Below are 19409 nucleotides of genomic sequence, written 5' to 3'. Positions count from 1 at the left end.
ATCATGCCCCAAGGCAATACATCGATGAATTATTTTTGCATCCAAGCTCAACATGGCTATCAAATCCCTGGTATGCATAGCCGCCTTAATCCAGATGGCCTATATAACGCAATATCGAGGCATCGATATCGACCAGGGTGTCATGAATCTGGGCGATGACCTTATGCCCTTCTTCCGCGCCATAGTGTTGCACCACACGCGTTTCCAGCGTCGCGACTTCACCAAGTTCGGCAATGGTATTGCCCATGGTAAAAGCATGCAGCCTGACTGGCCCGGCGAAAGTGGCAAAACAAAACAAGGGGCTGCCAGCGGTAGCGACACCGAGTTGCTGCAGGTTTTGCATGAGCTGCCCCATGCGGCCAGGATGGGCTTGCAGGTTCAGGTAATACAGATAAGGAGGAGGCGTTTCGCGTTCTATCGGGTCTATGCCGTCGTTGACACGGTTGAGTACAAAGCTTTCCATCTGCAAGACACATTCCTGGAATTTTTCCAGCAAGGGCGTGCTGTCTGCCCCATACACATCATGCAAGACCTGGTCCAGCGAAGGCATGCGGTCCATATCACCCAACTCAGCCAGTGGCAGCATGATGTAGACATAATTGGCAGGACCAGCAACAGTGGCATACGCCATCCAGCGCATGCGGCGGCTATGCTGTTGATAGGCAAAAGCCACTTTACCAGCCAGGTCTTTGAATTGCACATAGCGTTCGCGGCGCACAGACAGGCGCACGAAAAGACAATACGGGGTAGGAAACAACCATTGAGAATTCATTGTTTTTAACCGGCTGAGTCGATGTAAAAAGTTTAACCCATCTGGCAGTGCCGCAGCAATATGAATGCAGGCAAACAACACTTGCGAACATATAAAATAAATTGCGAAGAAAACACGACAAATCTGTTAATTTGCGTTAGAAATCATCGACAAAAAATTCCATCAAGGGAATAATAGTCTGAGTAAGCAGCATCGCTTACTGATCGCTGTACACGAATCTGAAATTCCTGCATCGCGCTGCTTTTTTAACTGCTTTTCCCTGGCTAGTTTTTCGGCAATCAGCTTTTAACATTCTTTAACCATGCGCATGCTGCATCTTTATATTGCCGGATTTGTTATCCTATAGACGGGCGAATACCATCAGCTGAGGAGGCATGAATGCCGAATGACAAAGCAGCGCCGGACCATGCCAGATTCCACCACATCATTCCCGGTCATATCGCCGAAATTGAAGCACTGACTGAAGCCCTGCGCGGCTGGGCCGACAGGCTGGCGATACCTGCCCGCACCGTCAACAGCATCATTCTCATGCTTGATGAGCTATTGACCAATGTCGTCATGCATGGTTATGGAAAAACTGACAGTGGTGAAATTGAAGTCAGCGTGCTGAGCATCGTCAATGGCGTCGAAGTCATCATCCGCGACAGCGCACCTGCCTTTGACCCTTTCTCCATTGCCGAGCCAGATATCACGCTTGATGTCGATGAGCGTGATATAGGTGGCCTGGGCGTGCATTTTGTCAGGAAGATGGCAGACAGCTTTACTTATCGCCGCGATGGCGAGTTCAATGAAGTACGCTTTAGCAAGAATTTTCCATCCTGAGCATTTTCAGAAAACAGACCAGAGACAACCAGACACCGGATCAGAAAATGCCCAGCACTGCGCCAGCCGTCAGCAATGACAATATCAACTTCTTCCGCAACTATAATCGCCTGGTTGGCTTCACCTATATCGCCATCGTCGTACTGACCATGGGTTTCTTTTTATTCCAGATACGGCAAAAACATACGGAAGAAGTCAAGGTCATACAAGGCCATGTAGACAGACATGGGCAATTTGTTGAATTCATCCTGCGCTCATCGCTGGACAGCCTGGAAGCCATGCGTATCTCGGCGGCAGATTTTTACGACAATGCCCCAGTCACGTCGAGCGAAGCAGAAACGCATCCCGGGCACTCCCCCCTGTTCAAGAAACTGGAGCAGGAAACCGGCAGCTTTGACCTCGACAAGGCACCAGAAAAAGATGCTACTGGCAATCTGAATGGCATAGGTAAACTCTCAGGCCGCACACCTGAGTTTTATCTGGATGTGGAAATGGCATTGAACCTGAACCAGGTTTTCCAGGCCATCGCTTTCAATTTACCGAATGCCAGTGAAAGCCGTTTCATCTCGGTCGATAATTTTTCCAATACCTATCCCTGGATGGATAGTGCCAAACGCCCGCATAGCGACAAGGTATATCAAAGCCAGGCCTGGATCATGGGCACGCCTGAGAAAAACCCCACTGGCGAAAAATACTGGGCGCCTGTGTATTACGGTGGCACGGCCGCAGGTTTGCTGGTGCCCACCGCTGCCCCCATCTACCGTGATGACAAATTCCGTGGTGTGGTCACCATTGATACCAGTCTCGATTATCTGAACCGCATCAATGCTGACTTTGCCTATACGCCTGGCACTGCCTTTTTGGTAGATGCCTATGGCGAAGTGGTCGCCCATCCTGAGGCTCATGCCAATGCTCTGGAAATGCAAGCGACGCAAAGACTGGAAAAAGTCATGCCTGCAGGCATACTCACAGATGGCAAACGCCTGACCGACATCCCTGCCAATAAGGCTGTCGAGATCGGGGATTATCTGTTGATACGTCACCCCTTCATTTCAGCGCCATGGCAACTGGTGTATGTCGTCCCCAAGAACCAGCTATGGAAAAATCTATTATGGGAGCGTGGCCCCATCATGCTACTGGTGATACTGGGCCTGACCCTGCTGATGGTCGTCACTTATTATGTGACCACACGTGAATTCATTTCACCGGCATCCAAACTGGTGGCGCATATCGCGCAAGAAAGCCAGTTCACCCCCGCCCCTATACCGGCAGTACCAGGCAGTTGGAAACCCTGGTTTGAAACCATCTCACAAGCCTTCAAACAAAGCCTGCAACTCGTCAGCATCAGGCAAGAACTCGATATTGCGGCGAACATGCAATTGTCTATCTTGCCGCGCCACTGGCCGAATGAAAAAGAGTTTTCGCTGTGGGGCATCATGCGCTCTGCCAAGGAAGTGGGCGGGGATTTTTATGACCACTTCTCCCTGGGCAATGGCAAGATAGGCATAGTGGTGGCCGATGTCAGTGGCAAGGGTGTGCCTGCAGCCTTGTTCGGCATGGTATCGAAAACCCTGATACGTGCTACCGCCACCCGCAATGCCAGCGAACCTGGTGAAATCATTGCTATCGCCAATGACATACTGGCAGAAGACAATGATGAATGTATCTTCGTCACCACCTTTTATGCGGTGCTTGATCCAGAGACTGGCATCCTTACCTATGTCAATGGCGGCCACCCGCCACCACTGCTGATACATCAGGATGGCGCAACAGAGTTCCTGCCCATGACGGGCGGCAGCGCACTTGGCATCATGGATGGCATACCCTTTGCACAAAAAACCATACAGTTGCAGGCGGGTGATTACGTACTCATGTATACCGATGGTGTGACTGAAGCCTTCAATCCGCAAAATGAAGAATACACGCCAGAGCGCCTGCCACCCCTGTTTGAAAACCACCCGATTGCAGATGTCAATGAAGCAGTCAACCGCACTGTTGCTGATGTAGACCTGCACGCCAATGGAGCGCCGCAGTCGGATGATATTACCTGTGTTGCCCTGCACTTCCACTTTGCAAAAAACAGTGCAGCCGACAATAAACCACAAGAAAATCAGCAGGTATCATGATGACATACAAATCCAGCATCTTTAGCCTGGCCTATGTGACAATGCTCAGCACAATGTTAATGCTGGGCGGTGTCGCGCAGGCGACCAGCCTGGCAGAAATCAAGCAGCGCGGCAAACTCGTCGTTGGTGTCAAAAAAGACGTACTGCTATGGGGTTACCAGGATGCAGGTAGCGGCAAGATCATAGGCATGGAACCTGATCTGGCACAAAGCATCGCCACTGAGCTGGGTGTACAGCTGGAACTGGTAGGCGTGCTGACGGCAGAACGCATAGACGCCGTCAAAAGCGGTCAGGTCGATATCCTGATCGCCACCCTGACCGATACCCCGGAGAGGCAAAAAGAACTCAATCTCATCCTGCCGCATTACTATAGCTCAGGTGTGAACCTGTTGACCCGCAAGACTGAAAACTTCAAGGAATGGACAGACTTGAAAAACCGCCGGGTCTGCAGTCGTCGCGGGGCTTTTTATAATCGCCGCGTGACGGTCACCTATGGTGCCGATGTAGTTGCCCTGTATTCGAATGACTGGTCGAAACAGGCTTTGCGTGATGGCCGCTGTGCCGCCCTGGTGTATGACGATACCGCTATCGCTGCCATGCTACGTGCGCCAGAATGGGCGAATGACTTTGTCATGCCCATGACGACCATCTTCACGACGCCCTGGTCGATTGCGATTGCCCCAGCTGAACGTGGTGGTGAACTGGAAAAATACCTGTCCAAAACCATCATCAACTGGCACAGGAATGGCTATTTGCAGCAAGCCGAAAAATCCTGGTCGATACCACCATCACGTTTTCTCGATGACATGCATAAGACCTGGAACCAGAAAAACGGCGACAAATGGTTATGTGGCGACAGCATCAGCCCCAGTACACCGAAAGAATGCCTGTGAAAGATGATTTGCCAGCACCCATCCGTGATAATCATCAAATCACTGAGGCGATGACGGATTTGTATGACCGCTATTACACCAGCCACGAATACGAAAAGCGTTATCCCAAGCCTAACCAGAGTACCCTGCACTTCCTGTTTGAGAATGGTGCAAAAGAAGCGAAAGACATACTCGACTTTGGTTGTGGCAATGGTCGCTATGCCCTGCCCCTGCTGCAACAGACCAGAGCCAATTTAACGGCCTTTGATATCTCGCATGCCGCAATTGCCGAGCTATCACGCTTTTTGCAAAATCACCCGGATGCAGCGCGCATGCGTTTATTCGATGGCGAAGCAGAAAAGCTCAACGCCCAGGGTGACTATGACATGATCATGCTGATGTTTGGTGTACTCAGTCATGTCGGCGACCATACCGCCAGAATCGCGTCACTGAGACAATTACGTCGCCTGATGCGGCCTGAGGGCAAGCTGGTACTCAGTGTACCCAGCATTTTCCGCCGTCGCCCTTTGGAATTATTTGCGGCTCACTGGCAACGCATGACAGGCAAGGCGCGCGACACACAGAAAGAACCCGGTAATATTTTCTTCACCCGCAATATAGACAAACAGGCGCACCAGTTTTTTTATCATCTGTATTCAGTTACAGGCTTGCGTGCAGAATTGCAGGAAGCAGGCTTTGCCATCACTGCCCTGTCGCCAGAAAGCCTGCTGCCGGAATGGATGATTACCCAGTCTGATTTTCTGGGCAAGCTCGACGAAGCCCTGCTGCCCTTGCTGCCTGCGGCCCTGGGCTATGGCATACGTGCGGTTGCGGTGCCTGTATAAAATATGATGCAATCATGATGACGTATCCAAGAAAAATAAAATTCTATTACAGCCTGCTCTTGCTCATGCTGTTTTTCATGACCGCTCAGGCCCAGACAACAAAACCCCCAGTAGCAAGTGAAAGACTGACACTGATACGCGAACGTGGCGCAATCGTCGTCGGCGTCAAAACCGATTACCCGCCCTTTGGCATGCTGGATGTCAATGGCGTGCCAGAAGGCTTCGAGCATGACCTGGCTGCCGATATCGCCAAACGCCTGGGCGTACAACTGCGCAAGCTCAGTGTTACCGGCAGCAACCGCCTGCAAAAATTACAGGAAGGTGTCGTCGATCTGGTTCTTGCCACGACTGGTGACACGGCAGAGCGCCGCCAGATCGTCACCATGATAGAGCCCAATTATTATGCATCTGGCGTCACGCTTTTCATGCCGCCTACCGCCAATATCAAGGATTGGGCAGATACCCGCGGTCACCCGGTTTGCGCAACGCAAGGCTCTTATTTCAACCGCATCATGCAACAGCGCTACCTGATGGAATTGCAGATGTATAACAATGCCAGGGATGCCAAACTGGCCGTCAAGGATGGACGCTGCATAGGCTATCTGTTTGACAATACCGCCGTCATCAATGACCTCGCCAATCCCGAATGGAAGGGCTATAAGGCACCGCTGCCACCTACCCTGAGCACCCCCTGGGCCATGGCTATCAGCAAAGATGAAAAAGGCACGGAGTTTGAAAAAATGCTGGGCGATATCGTCGCTGACTGGCATCGTAGCGGCTTTTTGCAGGAAAGAGAAAAAGCCTGGGGCATAGCCCCATCCAGGTTCCTGACAGATACCCATGCACTGTGGCAAAAGAATGAAGAAGACAATAGCGCCTTCTGCCACCGCATGCCAGATGGCAGCTGGCGCGCAGAATGCCGTAACCAGGTCTTCCTGACATCGACCGATGTAGGTGGTCTGGCGCAACTTGGTTTATGGCTCAATGAAACCACAGGCATTAACCTGACCCTGGTATATGACAGCTTTGACCGCAGCCAGTTTTTTTATGGTTTGCTGGTGACGCTGGCGCTGACGGTTTTATGTATCACTTGCAGCCTCTTGCTGGGCTGGGCCGGCGCGGTGTTTGCCGAATCCAGAGTATGGTTATTGTCGGCCACGGCACGTCTGCTGGGCACAGTGGGCCGCATGACGCCGCCTCTGCTGTGCATGTATTTGCTGCTGTTTGGCGTGGGTGCAATACTCAGTGAAACTGTCGGCATCGCGCTGCCAGCCTTTGGTGTGGTGGTGTTTTGCCTCAGCGTGTATACCGGTGCAGGGGTCATGACAGCCTTGCTGGATGCTGCTGCCGCCTATCGTTTGCAGCATGGTGAATTCCGCCTGCGGTTTGCCAACACTTCCCACATCGCCAGGCTGGCCAGTGGCTCAGTCACGGCTTCTCTGATCAATGTCTCCAAGGCCACCATGATGGCGTCTGCGGTCGCCGTGCCGGAATTATTATCCGCTACTACTTCCATCATCAATGAGCGCGGCAATGTCGGCGTCATGATGAATGCCCTGCTGTTGACCTTCTTATTGATTATTTTTGCCGTGGTGCGTGTCATACGCCAGCTGGAACAAAAAATCCTGGCGAGGGTAGCATGATGGAAGCAATGGAAATCTTCCAGCACTTGCTGACCTGGACACCCTATCTGCTGGGTGGCTTTGCCATGAATATCTGGATATCCATCGTCGCCATGGTGATAGGTACGGGCATAGGCTGGATGCTGGCATCCCTGCGCCTCTCCAGCCATGCGCGCCGCGTCAAAGTTAGCCTGGTGGCAACTGAGTTTTCACGCAGCATACCGACTATCGTGTTCCAGTTTTACCTGGCCTTCATGCTGCCATCTGAAATCCTGCTGCCTTATTTCAAGACCATCATCAGCTTCCCTGTATGGATCAAGGCAGCGCTGGCCTTGGCGATCGCCGTCATTGGCTTCACCAGTGACAACCTGACCATCGCCATGGATGAATGGAAAAAAGGCAACCACCATGCCGCCTTCCTGTTCATCCCCAGCTGGACCAGTTATGCACTCATCATCGTCATGGCATCCAGCACCGCATCCATCATCGGCGTCAGTGAACTCGTCAGTCGCTGCAATACCGTCATCAATGCGACGGGTAATACGCGTTTGATGTTGCCGATTTATTTGTATGCCTGTTTGTTCTTCTTTTGTTTTTGTTATCCGCTGACCTTGTTGATGAAGCGGATTTCAAGGCAATTGAAGTTGCGGTATGGGATGGAGAGTTGAGTGGACAGATCGTAGCTTGGGCAATTTGGTAGGTTGGGCTACGGGGTATCAGCCCAACACTCGGCGTTTTAATAATGTATACGTTTGTTGAGGCCCAGTGTTGGGCTGGTGAAGCGTAGCCCAACCTACGAGAAGCAAATTTCGGCCCTTAACTCCAGCTCAAATCCGTATGCGTCAAAGGCAACTGCCTGACGCGCTTGCCGGTCGCTGCAAAAATCGCATTACACACTGCCGGTGCCAATGGCGGGAACGCCGGTTCACCCAGACCCGTCACCGGAAAATCCGTCTTCAGGAAATGTGCCTCAATCTTGGTATAACTGTCCTTGATGCGCAGCAAGGGGTATTCATTGAAATTACCCTGCACGACGCGGCCACGCTGAATATCAAGCTCGGGATACATCAGGGTACTGATACCATCCAGGACTGAGCCCTGTACCTGGTGCTCGGCACCGCTGAGGTTGACGATTTGCGAACCTATGTCGGTAACCACAACCACCCTGTCCACCTTGAGTTCCCCCTGCTTGCTGACGGTGACTTCGGCCACCTCGGCAATATAGCCGCGATGGCTGAAATGGAAGGCGATGCCCTGGCCCTGGCCGCGCGGGAATTTCTTCTTACCCCAATCTGCCTTGACAGCTACTTCCTGCAAGACACGCTTCATGCGGCCTACATGGTAGGGCTGGCCACGCTCACCTGTGCCGGGCACGATCTCTTTATCACCCAGGATATCGAGGCGGAACTGCATAGGATCACGCCCAGCCGCATGGGCCAGTTCATCAATAAAACTATGGAATACCCAGGCAAACACATTGCTGCCAGGTGCGCGCCAGGGGCCCATGGGGATATGGCTCTCCATCAGTGTCTGTTCCAGCAGGCAGTTTTCCAGCCAGCGCCCAGGGAATTCATCGCCGGACAAACTGGCACCACTACCGGCCTGTAATTGTGGCTTGCCATCCCGCATGACTTGATTGCCAAAACTGACGAAGTGATTATGCCAGGCCGTGAGCTTGCCCTTGTCATCCAGCCCACCACGCAGGAAGTGAAAGCCACCCGCACGGAAATGATCATGCCGCATATCATCTTCCCGCGACCAGGTCAGCTTGACCGGCGCATTGACGCGTTTGGCAATCGCTGCCGCTTCAACGATAAAGTCTGAACTCAGGCGACGGCCAAAGCCACCACCACTACGGGTGATGTGCAGCTTGATTTTTTCCTTGGGCATGGCGAGTACATCGGCCACCAGCGCCTGGCCAGATTCTGGCAATTGGGTTGGTGCCCAGATTTCAAGGCTGCTGTCTTGCACGTTATATGCAGCCGTGCAATTTTGTGGCTCCATGCTGGCATGTGAGATAAAGGGGTAGCTATATGCCGCCTCCACCGTTTTGGCCGCCTTGCTCATGGCGGCTGCAACATCGCCATCCTTGCGCAAGCTGCTCGTACCGGGTTGGGTAGACAGTTTTTTGGCTTGCGCAGTAAAGTCTGCCCAACTGGCATTCGCCCCCTTGCCTTCATCCCATTTCACTTCCAGCAGTTTGCGGGCGCTAAAGGCTGCCCAGGTGGTCTCGGCGATGATGGCGACGCCGGGCATGAGGCCGCGCAGATTGTCCGTGCCCTCAATCACGAAAGCATCCTTGATGCCAGGCTGGGCCTTGATATGATCGAGATTGGCACTGACAAGCTTGCCACCGAATACCGGACATTTTTCATACACGGCATACAGCATGCCGGGCAATTTCACGTCAATACCAAACAAGGGCTTGCCAGCAACGATGGATGGATTATCGACCCCGCCTATGCGCGTGCCCAGCAATTTGAATTGCGCCGGGTCTTTGAGCTTGACATCCCTGGCATCTGGCACAGGCAATGTAGCAGCTTTGGCGGCCAGCGCTGCATACGTCAGCTTGCGCTGGCTGGCGGCGTGATGTACGGCACTGTCGGCGGCGTGGCATTCAGATGCTGGCACATTCCAGGTCTGTGCAGCCGCACTGACAAGCATGGTGCGCGCCGTGGCACCCAGCCTGTGGAATTCATTGTAATTCGTTGGCGTAGAAGTCGAACCACCTGCGCCCTGGCTGCCATAGGCCGGGTTAAGATCACCCTGGATGATGCGCACATCTTTCCAGTTCACTTCCAGCTCTTCAGCGATCACCATGGGCAATGAAGTCTTGATACCCTGGCCTATCTCAGGCTGCTTGGATACCAAGGTCACAGTACCATCGCTGCCTATGCGTATCAGGGCATGCGGGACAAAGTCGGTAGATGACAGTGCAACCGGTTTGCTGATCTGGGCCAGCGCACTGTCACCAGTACCCAGGTAGGCCAATACCAGGCCGCCACCTGTGAATGCTGACATGCGCAAAAAGTCACGACGTGCCGGGGAACTGGCTTCTGGCTGTGCTGAGCTATTCTCGCGCTTATTCATTTCGTCACCTTCTTCTTGCCACTCTTGCCATTCGCCAGCTCAGCCGCCCTGTGTATGCCAGCTCTTATGCGTATATAGGTAGCGCAGCGGCACAGATTGCCGCCCATGGCAGCATCGATATCAGCATCAGTAGGATGGGGTTTGTCTTTGAGCAAGGCGGCAGCCGTCATGATCTGCCCTGCCTGGCAATAACCGCATTGCGGTACGTCCAGTTCTTGCCATGCAGTTTGCAATGGGTGCATGGCCTTGGCGTCCAGGCCTTCTATGGTGGTAATCTTTTGCTTGCTCAGGGCAGATACCGGCACCAGGCAAGAGCGGGTAGGCGCACCATTGATATGCACGGTGCAGGCACCACATTGCCCCACACCGCAGCCATATTTTGTGCCGACCAGGTTCAGGCTGTCGCGCAGCGCCCATAGCAGAGGTGTATCCGGGGCAACATCCACTGCTTGCATCTTGCCGTTGATATTCAAGTCATGTTTGCTCATGCTGAGTCCGCTAAAGTTGAACAAGTCTAATCAAGCATGCCAGATTGTATGCTTTTTAAGCAAATCAGGTGAGTCGGTTTCAAATCAACACACTATGAGCGATTCTCACGTACAAAGGAATACCAAGCAAAATATTGAATGGGAAAGTCAGCCCCAGTGACATACCCAAATACAGTGCCGGTGAGGCTTCAGGAATAGCAAAGCGTAAAACAGCCGGCACTGCAATATAGGAGGCGCTGGCAGCAAGGACCATCAACAGTGCAGCATCCCCTGCAGGCACGCTGAACAGGGCCGCAAGGATCAGCGCAATTCCGGCATGGACCAGCGGCGCCAGCAAAGAATAGGCAATCAGCAAGGGGGACTTTCCACGCACCTGTTCCAGGTTGCGTGCAGCCTTTAAGCCCATATCAAGCAGAAAGAACGCCAGCATGCCTTTGAACAGGTCGCCAGAAAATGGCTGCATCGATGCCTTGCCTGCCTCACCGGAAAGTATGCCCACCAGCATGGCCCCTAGCAATAGTAACTGTGCGCCATCCGTCAGAGACTCGTGCAATATCTTGCTTAACGTGGGTACAGTACCAGCCCTATCCTCATCCGCGGCAGCAGTCGCGCGGCGCTTGCGCAATGTGTTTGCCAGGATCACGGCAAACAGAATCGCTGGCGACTCCATCAGTGCCATTGCCGCCGCCATGTGACCACCATAATGCAAACTATGAGTATCCATGTACTGTACAGCTGTGATAAACGTGACTGCGCTGACAGAACCGTAAGTCGCAGCAACAGCGACGGCGTCAAGGGCTGGCAGAATTCGCTTTAAGGCCAGGTAAGACAAGGCGGGAACAATCAGCGCCAATGCGACCGCACACCCCAGACTGGTCACCAGTTGCAGGTTGAGGCCAGAATGCGCCAGCGCAAATCCGCCCTTCAGACCCAGGGCCATGAGTAAATAAAGTGACAAAAATTTGGCAATCTGTGAGGGAATCTCCAGATTTGATTTCATCAAGCCAGCCAGGATGCCAAAGATAAAGAAGAGGATGGCTGGGTCAAGTAAGCTCTGCATATCTGCCTTAAGTATATCGATGGCAGGCATGGTAAGCGCAGGCAATCATAAGGTAAAATCAATTTCATTGAATACAATCATAGATAAAAACCTATGAACATTAGCTTTAGACAATTGCAGATCTTTGTACGCCTGGCAGAGCTACGCAGCATCAGTGCTGTTGCACGCGCCTGTCATGTGACGCAACCCACGGTGTCCATGCAACTGAAAGAAATGACAGACAGCATAGGTTTGCCCTTATATGAAGTCATAGGCAAAAAATTGTATCTGACCAAAGCAGGCGAAGAATTGGCGAGCACCGCCCGCACTCTGGCGCATGAATGGGCCAGCTTTGAACAACAAATCGCTGCAATGAAAGGATTGACCGAGGGCAGCTTGCGCGTGGCCGTGGTCAGCACCGCGAAATACTTTATCCCCCGCATGCTGGGCGATTTTTGCAGGGAATATCCAGAAATAGATATTGCGCTCGAAGTGCAAAACCGTGACGGCGTCGTTGAGCGTTTAAGAAACAATTTGGACGATATCTATATCATGTCTACGCCTCCAAAAGATATTGACGTCGTCAAACAAGTATTCTTGCCAAATCCACTGGTCGTCGTTGCGCCCTTGCACCATCATCTGGCGGGAAAAACCAGGCTGCAATTTGCGCAATTATTAAAAGAGCGCTTTATCCTGCGTGAGCGAGGTTCTGGCACCAGGCTGGCATGTGAGCACTACTTTAGCGAAAATAAGATCACCCCCCTGGTCAGACTGGAGCTGGGTAGCAACGAGGCGATCAAACAAGCGATAGCGGCAGACATGGGGCTGACCATCCTGTCACGCCATGCGCTGGGCGATCATTTGACAGATCAAAACCTGACCGTTCTGGACGTCGAAGATTTCCCCATCATGTCGAACTGGTATATCGTCCATCTGCATGGTAAACGCTTGTCCCCAATCGCCAGCAATTTTCTTGGCTATCTGAACCAGCATGCGCAAGACAAGACTTAGTAATTTGATCGAGGCAAAATCACCAGCCCTGAATGCTGAAAAGAATTACGGTCACCACGACGGTAACTGCGGTAGACATATTTGCCTTCTGCTGTCTTGCTGCACATGGTGCATGGCACGGCATGATCAACTTCGCTAATGCCAATTTCCTGCAAGGCGCGGCGTGCCAGTACATTCAAGTCGATGTGACGATAACGCGGGTTAATCGCTGCGGCATCCAGGTCAGGAAATTGCCGCACGAAATCCGCCGCCAGCTCTTCACTGACTTCAAAACAGCATGGACCTATATGCGCCCCTATGGCCGCTATCCAGTCTTGCGGCTGCTCACCCTGAGCTGCCAGTTCTTGCCACAGCGCCTGTACCACACCACCGACGATGCCGCGCCAGCCCGCATGAGCGGCGGCTATCATCTTGCCATCCCGCCTGGCCAGCAAGACAGGCACGCAATCTGCAGTGATGACGGTCACTGGTATGCCGGGCAGTCGCGTGAAAAAAGCATCCGCATCGCCGCACTGCTGGGACTTTTCGGTCACTTCCACCACACGCATGCCATGTACTTGCAATTTGTTGGGCACGGTATCCCAATACTCGCTCAAAATGGCCGGAACGAAATTGCGGGCATTACCAAAGCCATAATGTATGCCGGGGATGCTGGAGAGAATGTTGCTATGGTGTTGGCTATGGTGGCTGCGATGGCTGTGATGACTAAAATGCAAGGCTGGCTCCGGTAAATTCATTGAGAGCAAGAGTTTAGCGAGTTTTTTGTCCGGCATGTGCAACAGGTTTTGCTTTTTAATACCCACTACTGTTTTGTAGGAGCGGCTTCAGCCGCGAAGCTTTTATTTAATATCAGGCATTTTCAATATTCGCGGCCATTGCCTCTCCTACCGGTGCTAATGCAGCAGCCACTGTTTCCCCCGTCCCTCTGCATCTATGCAGGAACTTAGTTGTGACTAATAAGTCTGATCCCAGTATTAAGTATTCCAGCGAGACTATCATGCGATCAATTGTATTCCCTGCCCTGGCCCTGCTCTTTGCCTGCATCAGCCAGGCTCAGGCTGCCAGTGAAACTTTATCTCCCGGCAAAACCTTGTCGCGCATAACTTTGTTAAAAGCAGGCACGCATCATTATCTGCGCTATTTCAAGGATGGCGACAGCAATACACCGCTGGATATCTGGTCGCGTGAGGTACAAATTGTTGAGCAGGATGGCGAGCGACGCATACGTATCCGCCAGCGCTGGGATGGAGCAGCAAATCCGGCGGGCAGCCCTGCGACCACCAAGCGCCTGGATTCATGGGCGCAGTTCCCCAGCTTCAAACCCATCAGCCACGAACGTATCACCGACAAAGACGGCAAGCACCTGGTCGAAGGCTTTCTGTTTAGCGCCGACAAAATCACAGGCATGAAAGACCTGGCAGAGAATAGCCAGAAAGACTTCCTCATGCCATCTGCTGAACCCAGCTACAATTTTGAAACCGACCTGGAATTTTTCCAGACCCTGCCGCTAGCGCCGGGTTATGAAGCCAGGGTCAATTTTTACCATCCCGGCAGCCCTACTGCACCGACTTACTACACATTCAAAGTGGCGGGCGAAGAAAGCATAGCCGGGCCCACTGGCAATATCGATTGCTGGCTGGTGACCAGTGATTACAACCGTCCCGGGTCGGTGGCCAAATTCTGGTTTGCCAAGCAAGGCCAGATCATGCTGAGACAAGAGGGCAAGATGCCGGATGGGCGTATTCTGGTCAAGACGCTGATAGATTGATATGCTGAGACTACGTCTTGGCAATGGATTAGGATCAATTATTGTTTGGTAGGAGCGGCTTTAGCCACGAACATTAGTTACCCAGACTCATCTTAAGACTGGGCATATCCTTCATCGGAGATTCGCGGCTGAAGCCGCTCCTACAACGGCGAGCGACCTTGGCGCTTTCCTCCGCCCTACCTTGGCTCTGACCCATTGCACCAACGCGGTCATTCTGTCCCATCTCATTGCCATCACATCATCTCCCACAAAAACGCTGTCGACATCCCGTTTCCCTTTGTGCAACACAATTCCCATTGACATCCAGTTTTCAATACACTACTGTATTGAAAACAAATCCAATATGGAGGCTGCTGATGGTGGAGAGGATCTGGACGCGCAGTTATAGTGCCGGGGTACCGGCGGATATCGATGTGGCAGCGCTGACTTCGATAGGTGAGTATTTTGAGCAAGCCGTCAAGATATATGGCAAGCGCCGTGCCTTCATTAGCGGCAGCAGCGGCGTCAGCTATACCTATGATGAGCTTGATCTGCTGTCGCGGCAGTTGGCCAGCTATTTCCAGAACCAGCTTGATTTGCCCAAGGGGGCACGGGTGGCATTGATGATGCCGAATGTGCTGCAATACCCGGTCTGCCTGTTTGGCCTCTTGCGGGCTGGCTATGTGGTGGTGAATGTCAACCCCATGTACACGCCGCGCGAGCTTGAACATCAGTTGAAGGATAGCGGTGCAGTCGCCATGGTCGTGGTGGAGCTGTATGCCCATACCCTGGAAAAGGTGATTGCCAATACCAGCGTCAAACATGTGATCGTCACTGGTCTGGCTGACATGATGCCGCCTGTGAAGCGCATGCTGGGCAATTTCCTGATACGCAAAGTCAAGAAAATGGTGCCGCCCTATAAACTGCCTGGGCATGTCAGTTTTCTGGATGTACTGGCGCAGGGCAAGGCGAGTGATTATCGTACTGTCAGGGTAGAACCCCATGAGCTGGCTTTCCTGCAATATACCGGTGGCACGACGGGCGTGTCCAAGGGAGCCATGCTCAGTCATCTGAATATACTCGCCAATGCCAAGCAGGGGGAATTGTGGAGCGCACCTTTCCTCGATAAGTCGCAAGAAATCACCAGCATCACAGCGATACCGCTTTACCATATCTTTGCCCTTGGTTCTTGCCTGGGCTTTGTTGGCCTGGGTGGCACCAATGTGCTGGTGGCTGATCCGCGCAAGATACCTGAGTTTGTCAAGATACTGGCCAAATATCCCTTTGTCTCTTTGCCTGCGGTGAATACCTTGTTCAATGGCCTGTTGAATGACCCTGAATTTGCCAAGGTGGATTTCAGCCAGTTGCGCTTTGCCATAGGTGGTGGCACAGCGGTGCAAAGGCCGGTGGCAGAGCGCTGGCAGCAAGTCACCAGCTCGCCACTGGTGGAAGGTTATGGCCTGACGGAGTGCTCGCCTTCGGTCACCGTCAATCCGCTGGACATGAAAGAATACAGCGGCAGCATAGGTCTGCCCCTGCCCTCGACCTATGTATCAATACGCAATGACAACGGGCAGGAATTGCCCCCTGGTGAAGCTGGCGAATTATGCGTACTCGGCCCGCAAGTCATGCAGGGTTACTGGCAGCGCCCGGAAGAAACCGCCAAGGTCATGACTGCCGATGGTTATCTGCGCACTGGTGATGTCGCCATCATGGATGAACAGGGCTTTTTGAAAATCGTCGACAGGATGAAGGACATGATCCTTGTATCCGGTTTTAATGTCTACCCCAATGAAATTGAAGAAGTCGTCATGATGCATGCAGATGTCATGGAAGTGGCCGCCGTCGCCAAGGCCGATGCCCATGCTGGCGAAGTCGTGAAAATTTTTGTCGTCAAAAAGAACCCCGCCTTGAATGAAGCAAGCTTGCTGGCCCACTGCCGCGAGCATCTGACAGGCTATAAAATCCCCAAAGAAATACGCTTTGTCGCCGAACTGCCCAAGAGTAATGTGGGCAAGATATTGCGCCGTGAATTGCGTAACCTGGACTGAGGAAAGATCATGACTGAACTTGTCGTCCGCCGTTTGCTGATTGATCTGGCAGCTCCTATACCGGCACGCTGGAATGGCGGAGATGCCTTTCGCTCTGCATTCTTCAATGCCTTGTCGATGAGTTTCCCTGTGGGTGAACAATACTTCATCGATTCTGTCAAAGCAGGTTTGAAGACTTTGCCAGATGCAGCACGTGCAAAGCATGAACAGGAAGTGCGTGGTTTCGTAGGACAAGAGGCAACCCACAGACGCATACACAGCCTGTTCAATGCCCATCTGGAGCAACTGGGCTTTCCGAATATCATAGAAAGGCGGGCCTTGCGACGCCTGGAAAAAAATGCCCATCTCGATGTGCGCCTGCATCTGGCAGCCACGGCAGCAACTGAGCATTTCACCGCCATCCTGGCGAACTGGATGCTGCGTCATCCACATGCCTTGCAGGGTAGTGAAGACAGATTGAAAACCATGTGGCTATGGCATAGTGCAGAAGAATCCGAGCATCGCTGCACCGCCTATGATATCTATCAGGCCGCAGGCGGTGACTATCCCAGACGCATCAAGGTATTTCGCTATATCACCATGGTATTCATGACGGATGTGCTGTACCAGACCATGCGCAATCTCTGGCATGACAAAGCACTTTTCAATTTTGCTACCTGGCGCAGTGGTTGGCGTTTTCTATTTGGCAGGGATGGCATCATCAGTGCCAATCGCCAGGCATGGCGTGACTATCTGGCCACGGACTTTCATCCCGATCAGCATGATGCCAGCCTGTCGCAGCAATGGCTGGCGGATAATGCTGGGCAATTTGCCGTGGTAGGCTGACCGTACTGAAATAATCGCGAGCAAGCTCTGCATAAAACACATCTACAAAAAATCTGGCATGAAATTAAAATCTGCAACTCTGGTAACACTAGGCTTTATTGCCGTCGCCGCTGGCACGCTGTATCTCAATCGCATCAGTATCCTGCGTTATTCACTGGGCTGGTACACCGATATCAAGCATCCGCGTGAAGCTTACAGGCCTGTGCAGTGGATGGATGGGTCAGCGCAAACCGCAAGTACTAGCCCTCGTCTGCCGAATGTGATCATCATCCTGGCAGATGACCTGGGCATCAATGATGTCAGCACCAATGGTGGCGGCTATACCCGGCTGGGGGCACCCACCCCGAATATTGATTCCATCGCCCGTGATGGTGTCAATTTTGTTGAAGGCTATTCTGGTGCTGCCGTCTGCACGGTATCACGTGCGGCCTTGCTGACTGGCCGTTATCCCTGGCGTTTTGGGGTAGAGTTCACGCCCTTGCCGGGTGCCATGGCCAGGGTAGTGACTAAGCTCAATACCGAGGCCGACCAACTGCATCCCACCATCCTGAATGAAGAAAGAATCACAGAGATGAAAGACTTTGATGACCTGGGCATGCCCGCGTCTGAAGTCACCATCGCAGAAGTCTTGAAGCAACGCGGCTACCACAATATCCACATCGGCAAATGGCACCTCGGCAGCACCAAAGACATGCGACCGAACAACCAGGGTTTTGATGAAAGCCTGTTCATGGAAAGCGGCCTCTATCTGCCGCAGAACAGTCCTGACGTGGTCAATTCCAAACAGGACTTTGATCCTATCGATAAATTCCTGTGGCCGAACATGCGTTTTGGTGTCAGCTATAACGGTGGAAAATGGTTTGAGCCCAACAAATACCTGACCGATTATTTCACTGACGAAGCCGTCACTGCCATCAAGAAAAACCGTAACCGCCCCTTCTTCATGTACCTGGCACACTGGGGTGTACATACGCCGTTACAAGCCAGCAAGGCCGATTACGACGCACTGAGCAGTATCAAAGATCACCGCCAGCGTGTCTACGCCGCCATGGTGCGCTCTATAGACCGCAGTGTAGGCAGGATATTGCAAACCCTGCGCGAACAAGGCCTGGATGACAATACCCTGGTGATTTTTTCCAGCGACAACGGTGCCCCCGGCTATATAGGTTTGCCGGAAGTCAACCGCCCTTACCGTGGCTGGAAACTGACCCATTTCCAGGGCGGCATACGCGTACCCTATATGGCGAAATGGCCAGGCCACATCGCCCCTGGCCAGCGTTATGCGCAATCCGTCTCCAACATCGACATGCTACCCACCATCGCCGCAGCCACTGGAGCCCCCTTGCCCAATGGCCGTATCATAGACGGCGTCAACCTCCTGCCCTTCCTGGGCAGCCAGCCTGCCACACAAGCCCAGCGCCCCCTGTTCTGGCGCGACGGCGACTACCGCGCCGTGCTCTACCAGGACTGGAAACTGATTTCATCCGAGCTGCCCAAAAAAGACTGGCTATTCAACTTGCAAACCGACCCCACGGAAAAAACCAACCTGGCCGCACTGCAGCCAGAAAAATTGCGTGAGTTAAAACTCATACTGCAACAACACCACGCCAGCATGCCTGCATCGCTCTGGCCATCCCTGGTTGCCGCCCCTATCTACATAGACAAAACCCTGGACCAGCCGCGCGACAAGAATGATGAGTATACCTACTGGGCAAATTGAAAGCAGGCCTTAGAACCTGCTTACGATCTTACTGCGCGAGCGTGATCGGGCCTCATGCGCGGCTCTTCAACCCGCTGACGCCCGCTCGCTACAGATCGTAAACAGGTTCTTCGTGATAAGGCTCTTTAAAGCGAATGGCGCAAGCTGTTCGCTTTTTTTTATGTGCAATACACACGTCAAGTAATAGCACCGGACGTCGCATTACTGCTGTTGCTGTTGTTGTTACTGTTGTTGTTACTGTTACTGTTGCTGTTGCTGTTGCTGTTGCTGTTGCTGTTGCTGTTGCTGTTGCTGTTGCTGTTGCTGTTGCTGTTGCTGTTGCTGTTGCTGTTGCTGTTGCTGTTGCTGTTGCTGTTGCTGTTGCTGTTGCTGTTGCTGT

At 52.7% G+C, this 19409-nt stretch carries 17 protein-coding genes; 11 read left to right on the top strand and 6 right to left on the bottom strand.

The window, feature by feature from the left end:
- Nucleotides 1-85: 85 nt before the first annotated feature.
- A complete protein-coding gene (locus tag ACO0LF_RS28505) occupies nucleotides 86-772 on the bottom strand; it encodes a hypothetical protein (RefSeq protein ID WP_423020299.1) in 687 nt (228 codons plus the stop codon).
- A 378-nt stretch (nucleotides 773-1150) separates the two neighbouring features.
- Between ACO0LF_RS28505 and ACO0LF_RS28500 the strand changes: the two genes are divergently transcribed.
- From ACO0LF_RS28500 to ACO0LF_RS28475, 6 genes are read left to right on the top strand one after another with little or no spacing between them, the layout of a single operon-like run.
- Nucleotides 1151-1594, top strand: coding sequence for an ATP-binding protein (locus tag ACO0LF_RS28500; RefSeq protein WP_423020297.1), 444 nt, complete (start codon nucleotides 1151-1153; stop codon nucleotides 1592-1594).
- Nucleotides 1595-1641: 47 nt separating this feature from the next.
- Nucleotides 1642-3720, top strand: a complete 2079-nt coding sequence (locus ACO0LF_RS28495) for a SpoIIE family protein phosphatase (protein WP_423020295.1) — start codon at nucleotides 1642-1644, stop codon at nucleotides 3718-3720.
- A complete protein-coding gene (locus ACO0LF_RS28490; protein ID WP_423020293.1) occupies nucleotides 3717-4613 on the top strand; it encodes a transporter substrate-binding domain-containing protein in 897 nt (298 codons plus the stop codon). Before ACO0LF_RS28495 ends, ACO0LF_RS28490 begins: the two co-directional genes overlap by 4 nt.
- Nucleotides 4610-5437 carry a class I SAM-dependent methyltransferase gene (locus tag ACO0LF_RS28485; RefSeq protein ID WP_423020291.1) on the top strand — a complete coding sequence of 276 codons (828 nt, stop codon included), beginning with the start codon at nucleotides 4610-4612 and terminating at the stop codon, nucleotides 5435-5437. The genes ACO0LF_RS28490 and ACO0LF_RS28485 overlap by 4 nt, the downstream gene beginning before the upstream one ends.
- Nucleotides 5438-5451: 14 nt before the next feature.
- Nucleotides 5452-7080: a transporter substrate-binding domain-containing protein gene (locus ACO0LF_RS28480; protein WP_423020289.1), complete on the top strand. Its 1629-nt coding sequence runs from the start codon at nucleotides 5452-5454 to the stop codon at nucleotides 7078-7080.
- A complete protein-coding gene (locus ACO0LF_RS28475; protein ID WP_423020287.1) occupies nucleotides 7077-7727 on the top strand; it encodes a polar amino acid ABC transporter permease in 651 nt (216 codons plus the stop codon). The genes ACO0LF_RS28480 and ACO0LF_RS28475 overlap by 4 nt, the downstream gene beginning before the upstream one ends.
- Nucleotides 7728-7875: 148 nt before the next feature.
- Here ACO0LF_RS28475 and ACO0LF_RS28470 read toward each other — a convergent pair whose 3' ends face one another.
- From ACO0LF_RS28470 to ACO0LF_RS28460, 3 genes are all read right to left on the bottom strand, one after another.
- Nucleotides 7876-10149 (bottom strand): molybdopterin cofactor-binding domain-containing protein, encoded by a 2274-nt coding sequence (locus tag ACO0LF_RS28470; protein WP_423020285.1) that lies wholly within the window; start codon nucleotides 10147-10149, stop codon nucleotides 7876-7878.
- Nucleotides 10146-10637: a (2Fe-2S)-binding protein gene (locus ACO0LF_RS28465; protein ID WP_423020283.1), complete on the bottom strand. Its 492-nt coding sequence runs from the start codon at nucleotides 10635-10637 to the stop codon at nucleotides 10146-10148. The genes ACO0LF_RS28470 and ACO0LF_RS28465 overlap by 4 nt, the downstream gene beginning before the upstream one ends.
- A 79-nt stretch (nucleotides 10638-10716) precedes the next feature.
- On the bottom strand, nucleotides 10717-11697 hold the full coding sequence (locus ACO0LF_RS28460; protein WP_423020281.1) for a sodium-dependent bicarbonate transport family permease: 981 nt from the start codon (nucleotides 11695-11697) through the stop codon (nucleotides 10717-10719).
- 93 nt (nucleotides 11698-11790) lie between these two features.
- On the opposite strand from ACO0LF_RS28460, the gene ACO0LF_RS28455 reads away from it, so the two are divergent.
- Complete coding sequence (locus tag ACO0LF_RS28455; protein WP_423020279.1) at nucleotides 11791-12687, top strand: LysR family transcriptional regulator; 897 nt, start codon at nucleotides 11791-11793, stop codon at nucleotides 12685-12687.
- Here the strand turns inward: ACO0LF_RS28455 and pgeF are convergent.
- A complete protein-coding gene (gene pgeF, locus ACO0LF_RS28450; RefSeq protein ID WP_423020277.1) occupies nucleotides 12684-13460 on the bottom strand; it encodes a peptidoglycan editing factor PgeF in 777 nt (258 codons plus the stop codon). The genes ACO0LF_RS28455 and pgeF overlap by 4 nt on opposite strands.
- A 224-nt stretch (nucleotides 13461-13684) precedes the next feature.
- Between pgeF and ACO0LF_RS28445 the strand changes: the two genes are divergently transcribed.
- From ACO0LF_RS28445 to ACO0LF_RS28430, 4 genes are all read left to right on the top strand, one after another.
- Nucleotides 13685-14455 (top strand): hypothetical protein, encoded by a 771-nt coding sequence (locus tag ACO0LF_RS28445; protein WP_423020275.1) that lies wholly within the window; start codon nucleotides 13685-13687, stop codon nucleotides 14453-14455.
- Nucleotides 14456-14814: 359 nt separating this feature from the next.
- Nucleotides 14815-16485, top strand: a complete 1671-nt coding sequence (locus ACO0LF_RS28440) for an AMP-binding protein (protein ID WP_423020348.1) — start codon at nucleotides 14815-14817, stop codon at nucleotides 16483-16485.
- A 9-nt stretch (nucleotides 16486-16494) separates the two neighbouring features.
- The gene (locus tag ACO0LF_RS28435; protein ID WP_423020273.1) at nucleotides 16495-17310 is read left to right on the top strand and encodes a metal-dependent hydrolase; all 816 of its coding nucleotides are present in this window, start codon (nucleotides 16495-16497) and stop codon (nucleotides 17308-17310) included.
- Nucleotides 17311-17368: 58 nt separating this feature from the next.
- Nucleotides 17369-19030, top strand: coding sequence for a sulfatase-like hydrolase/transferase (locus ACO0LF_RS28430; protein ID WP_423020271.1), 1662 nt, complete (start codon nucleotides 17369-17371; stop codon nucleotides 19028-19030).
- Nucleotides 19031-19118: 88 nt separating this feature from the next.
- On the opposite strand, the gene ACO0LF_RS28425 is transcribed toward ACO0LF_RS28430, so the two are convergent.
- Nucleotides 19119-19409 (bottom strand): hypothetical protein (locus ACO0LF_RS28425; protein WP_423020269.1); only part of this gene is annotated, 291 nt, incomplete at its 5' end.

Origin of the sequence: Undibacterium sp. Di27W (assembly GCF_049340345.1) — a bacterium.
GTDB lineage: Bacteria > Pseudomonadota > Gammaproteobacteria > Burkholderiales > Burkholderiaceae_D > Undibacterium.
Note: the sequence above shows the minus strand (reverse complement) of the source record. Positions and strands in the feature narration are given on the sequence as shown.

What these genes read in the sequence shown, in the direction of transcription:
- ACO0LF_RS28505 (WP_423020299.1), bottom strand. Translation starts at nt 772, where the DNA reads ATGAATTCTCAATGGTTGTTTCCTACCCCGTATTGTCTTTTCGTGCGC.
- ACO0LF_RS28500 (WP_423020297.1), top strand. Translation starts at nt 1,151, where the DNA reads ATGCCGAATGACAAAGCAGCGCCGGACCATGCCAGATTCCACCACATC.
- ACO0LF_RS28495 (WP_423020295.1), top strand. Translation starts at nt 1,642, where the DNA reads ATGCCCAGCACTGCGCCAGCCGTCAGCAATGACAATATCAACTTCTTC.
- ACO0LF_RS28490 (WP_423020293.1), top strand. Translation starts at nt 3,717, where the DNA reads ATGATGACATACAAATCCAGCATCTTTAGCCTGGCCTATGTGACAATG.
- ACO0LF_RS28480 (WP_423020289.1), top strand. Translation starts at nt 5,452, where the DNA reads ATGATGACGTATCCAAGAAAAATAAAATTCTATTACAGCCTGCTCTTG.
- ACO0LF_RS28475 (WP_423020287.1), top strand. Translation starts at nt 7,077, where the DNA reads ATGATGGAAGCAATGGAAATCTTCCAGCACTTGCTGACCTGGACACCC.
- ACO0LF_RS28470 (WP_423020285.1), bottom strand. Translation starts at nt 10,149, where the DNA reads ATGAATAAGCGCGAGAATAGCTCAGCACAGCCAGAAGCCAGTTCCCCG.
- ACO0LF_RS28465 (WP_423020283.1), bottom strand. Translation starts at nt 10,637, where the DNA reads ATGAGCAAACATGACTTGAATATCAACGGCAAGATGCAAGCAGTGGAT.
- ACO0LF_RS28460 (WP_423020281.1), bottom strand. Translation starts at nt 11,697, where the DNA reads ATGCAGAGCTTACTTGACCCAGCCATCCTCTTCTTTATCTTTGGCATC.
- ACO0LF_RS28455 (WP_423020279.1), top strand. Translation starts at nt 11,791, where the DNA reads ATGAACATTAGCTTTAGACAATTGCAGATCTTTGTACGCCTGGCAGAG.
- pgeF (WP_423020277.1), bottom strand. Translation starts at nt 13,460, where the DNA reads ATGCCGGACAAAAAACTCGCTAAACTCTTGCTCTCAATGAATTTACCG.
- ACO0LF_RS28445 (WP_423020275.1), top strand. Translation starts at nt 13,685, where the DNA reads ATGCGATCAATTGTATTCCCTGCCCTGGCCCTGCTCTTTGCCTGCATC.
- ACO0LF_RS28435 (WP_423020273.1), top strand. Translation starts at nt 16,495, where the DNA reads ATGACTGAACTTGTCGTCCGCCGTTTGCTGATTGATCTGGCAGCTCCT.
- ACO0LF_RS28430 (WP_423020271.1), top strand. Translation starts at nt 17,369, where the DNA reads ATGAAATTAAAATCTGCAACTCTGGTAACACTAGGCTTTATTGCCGTC.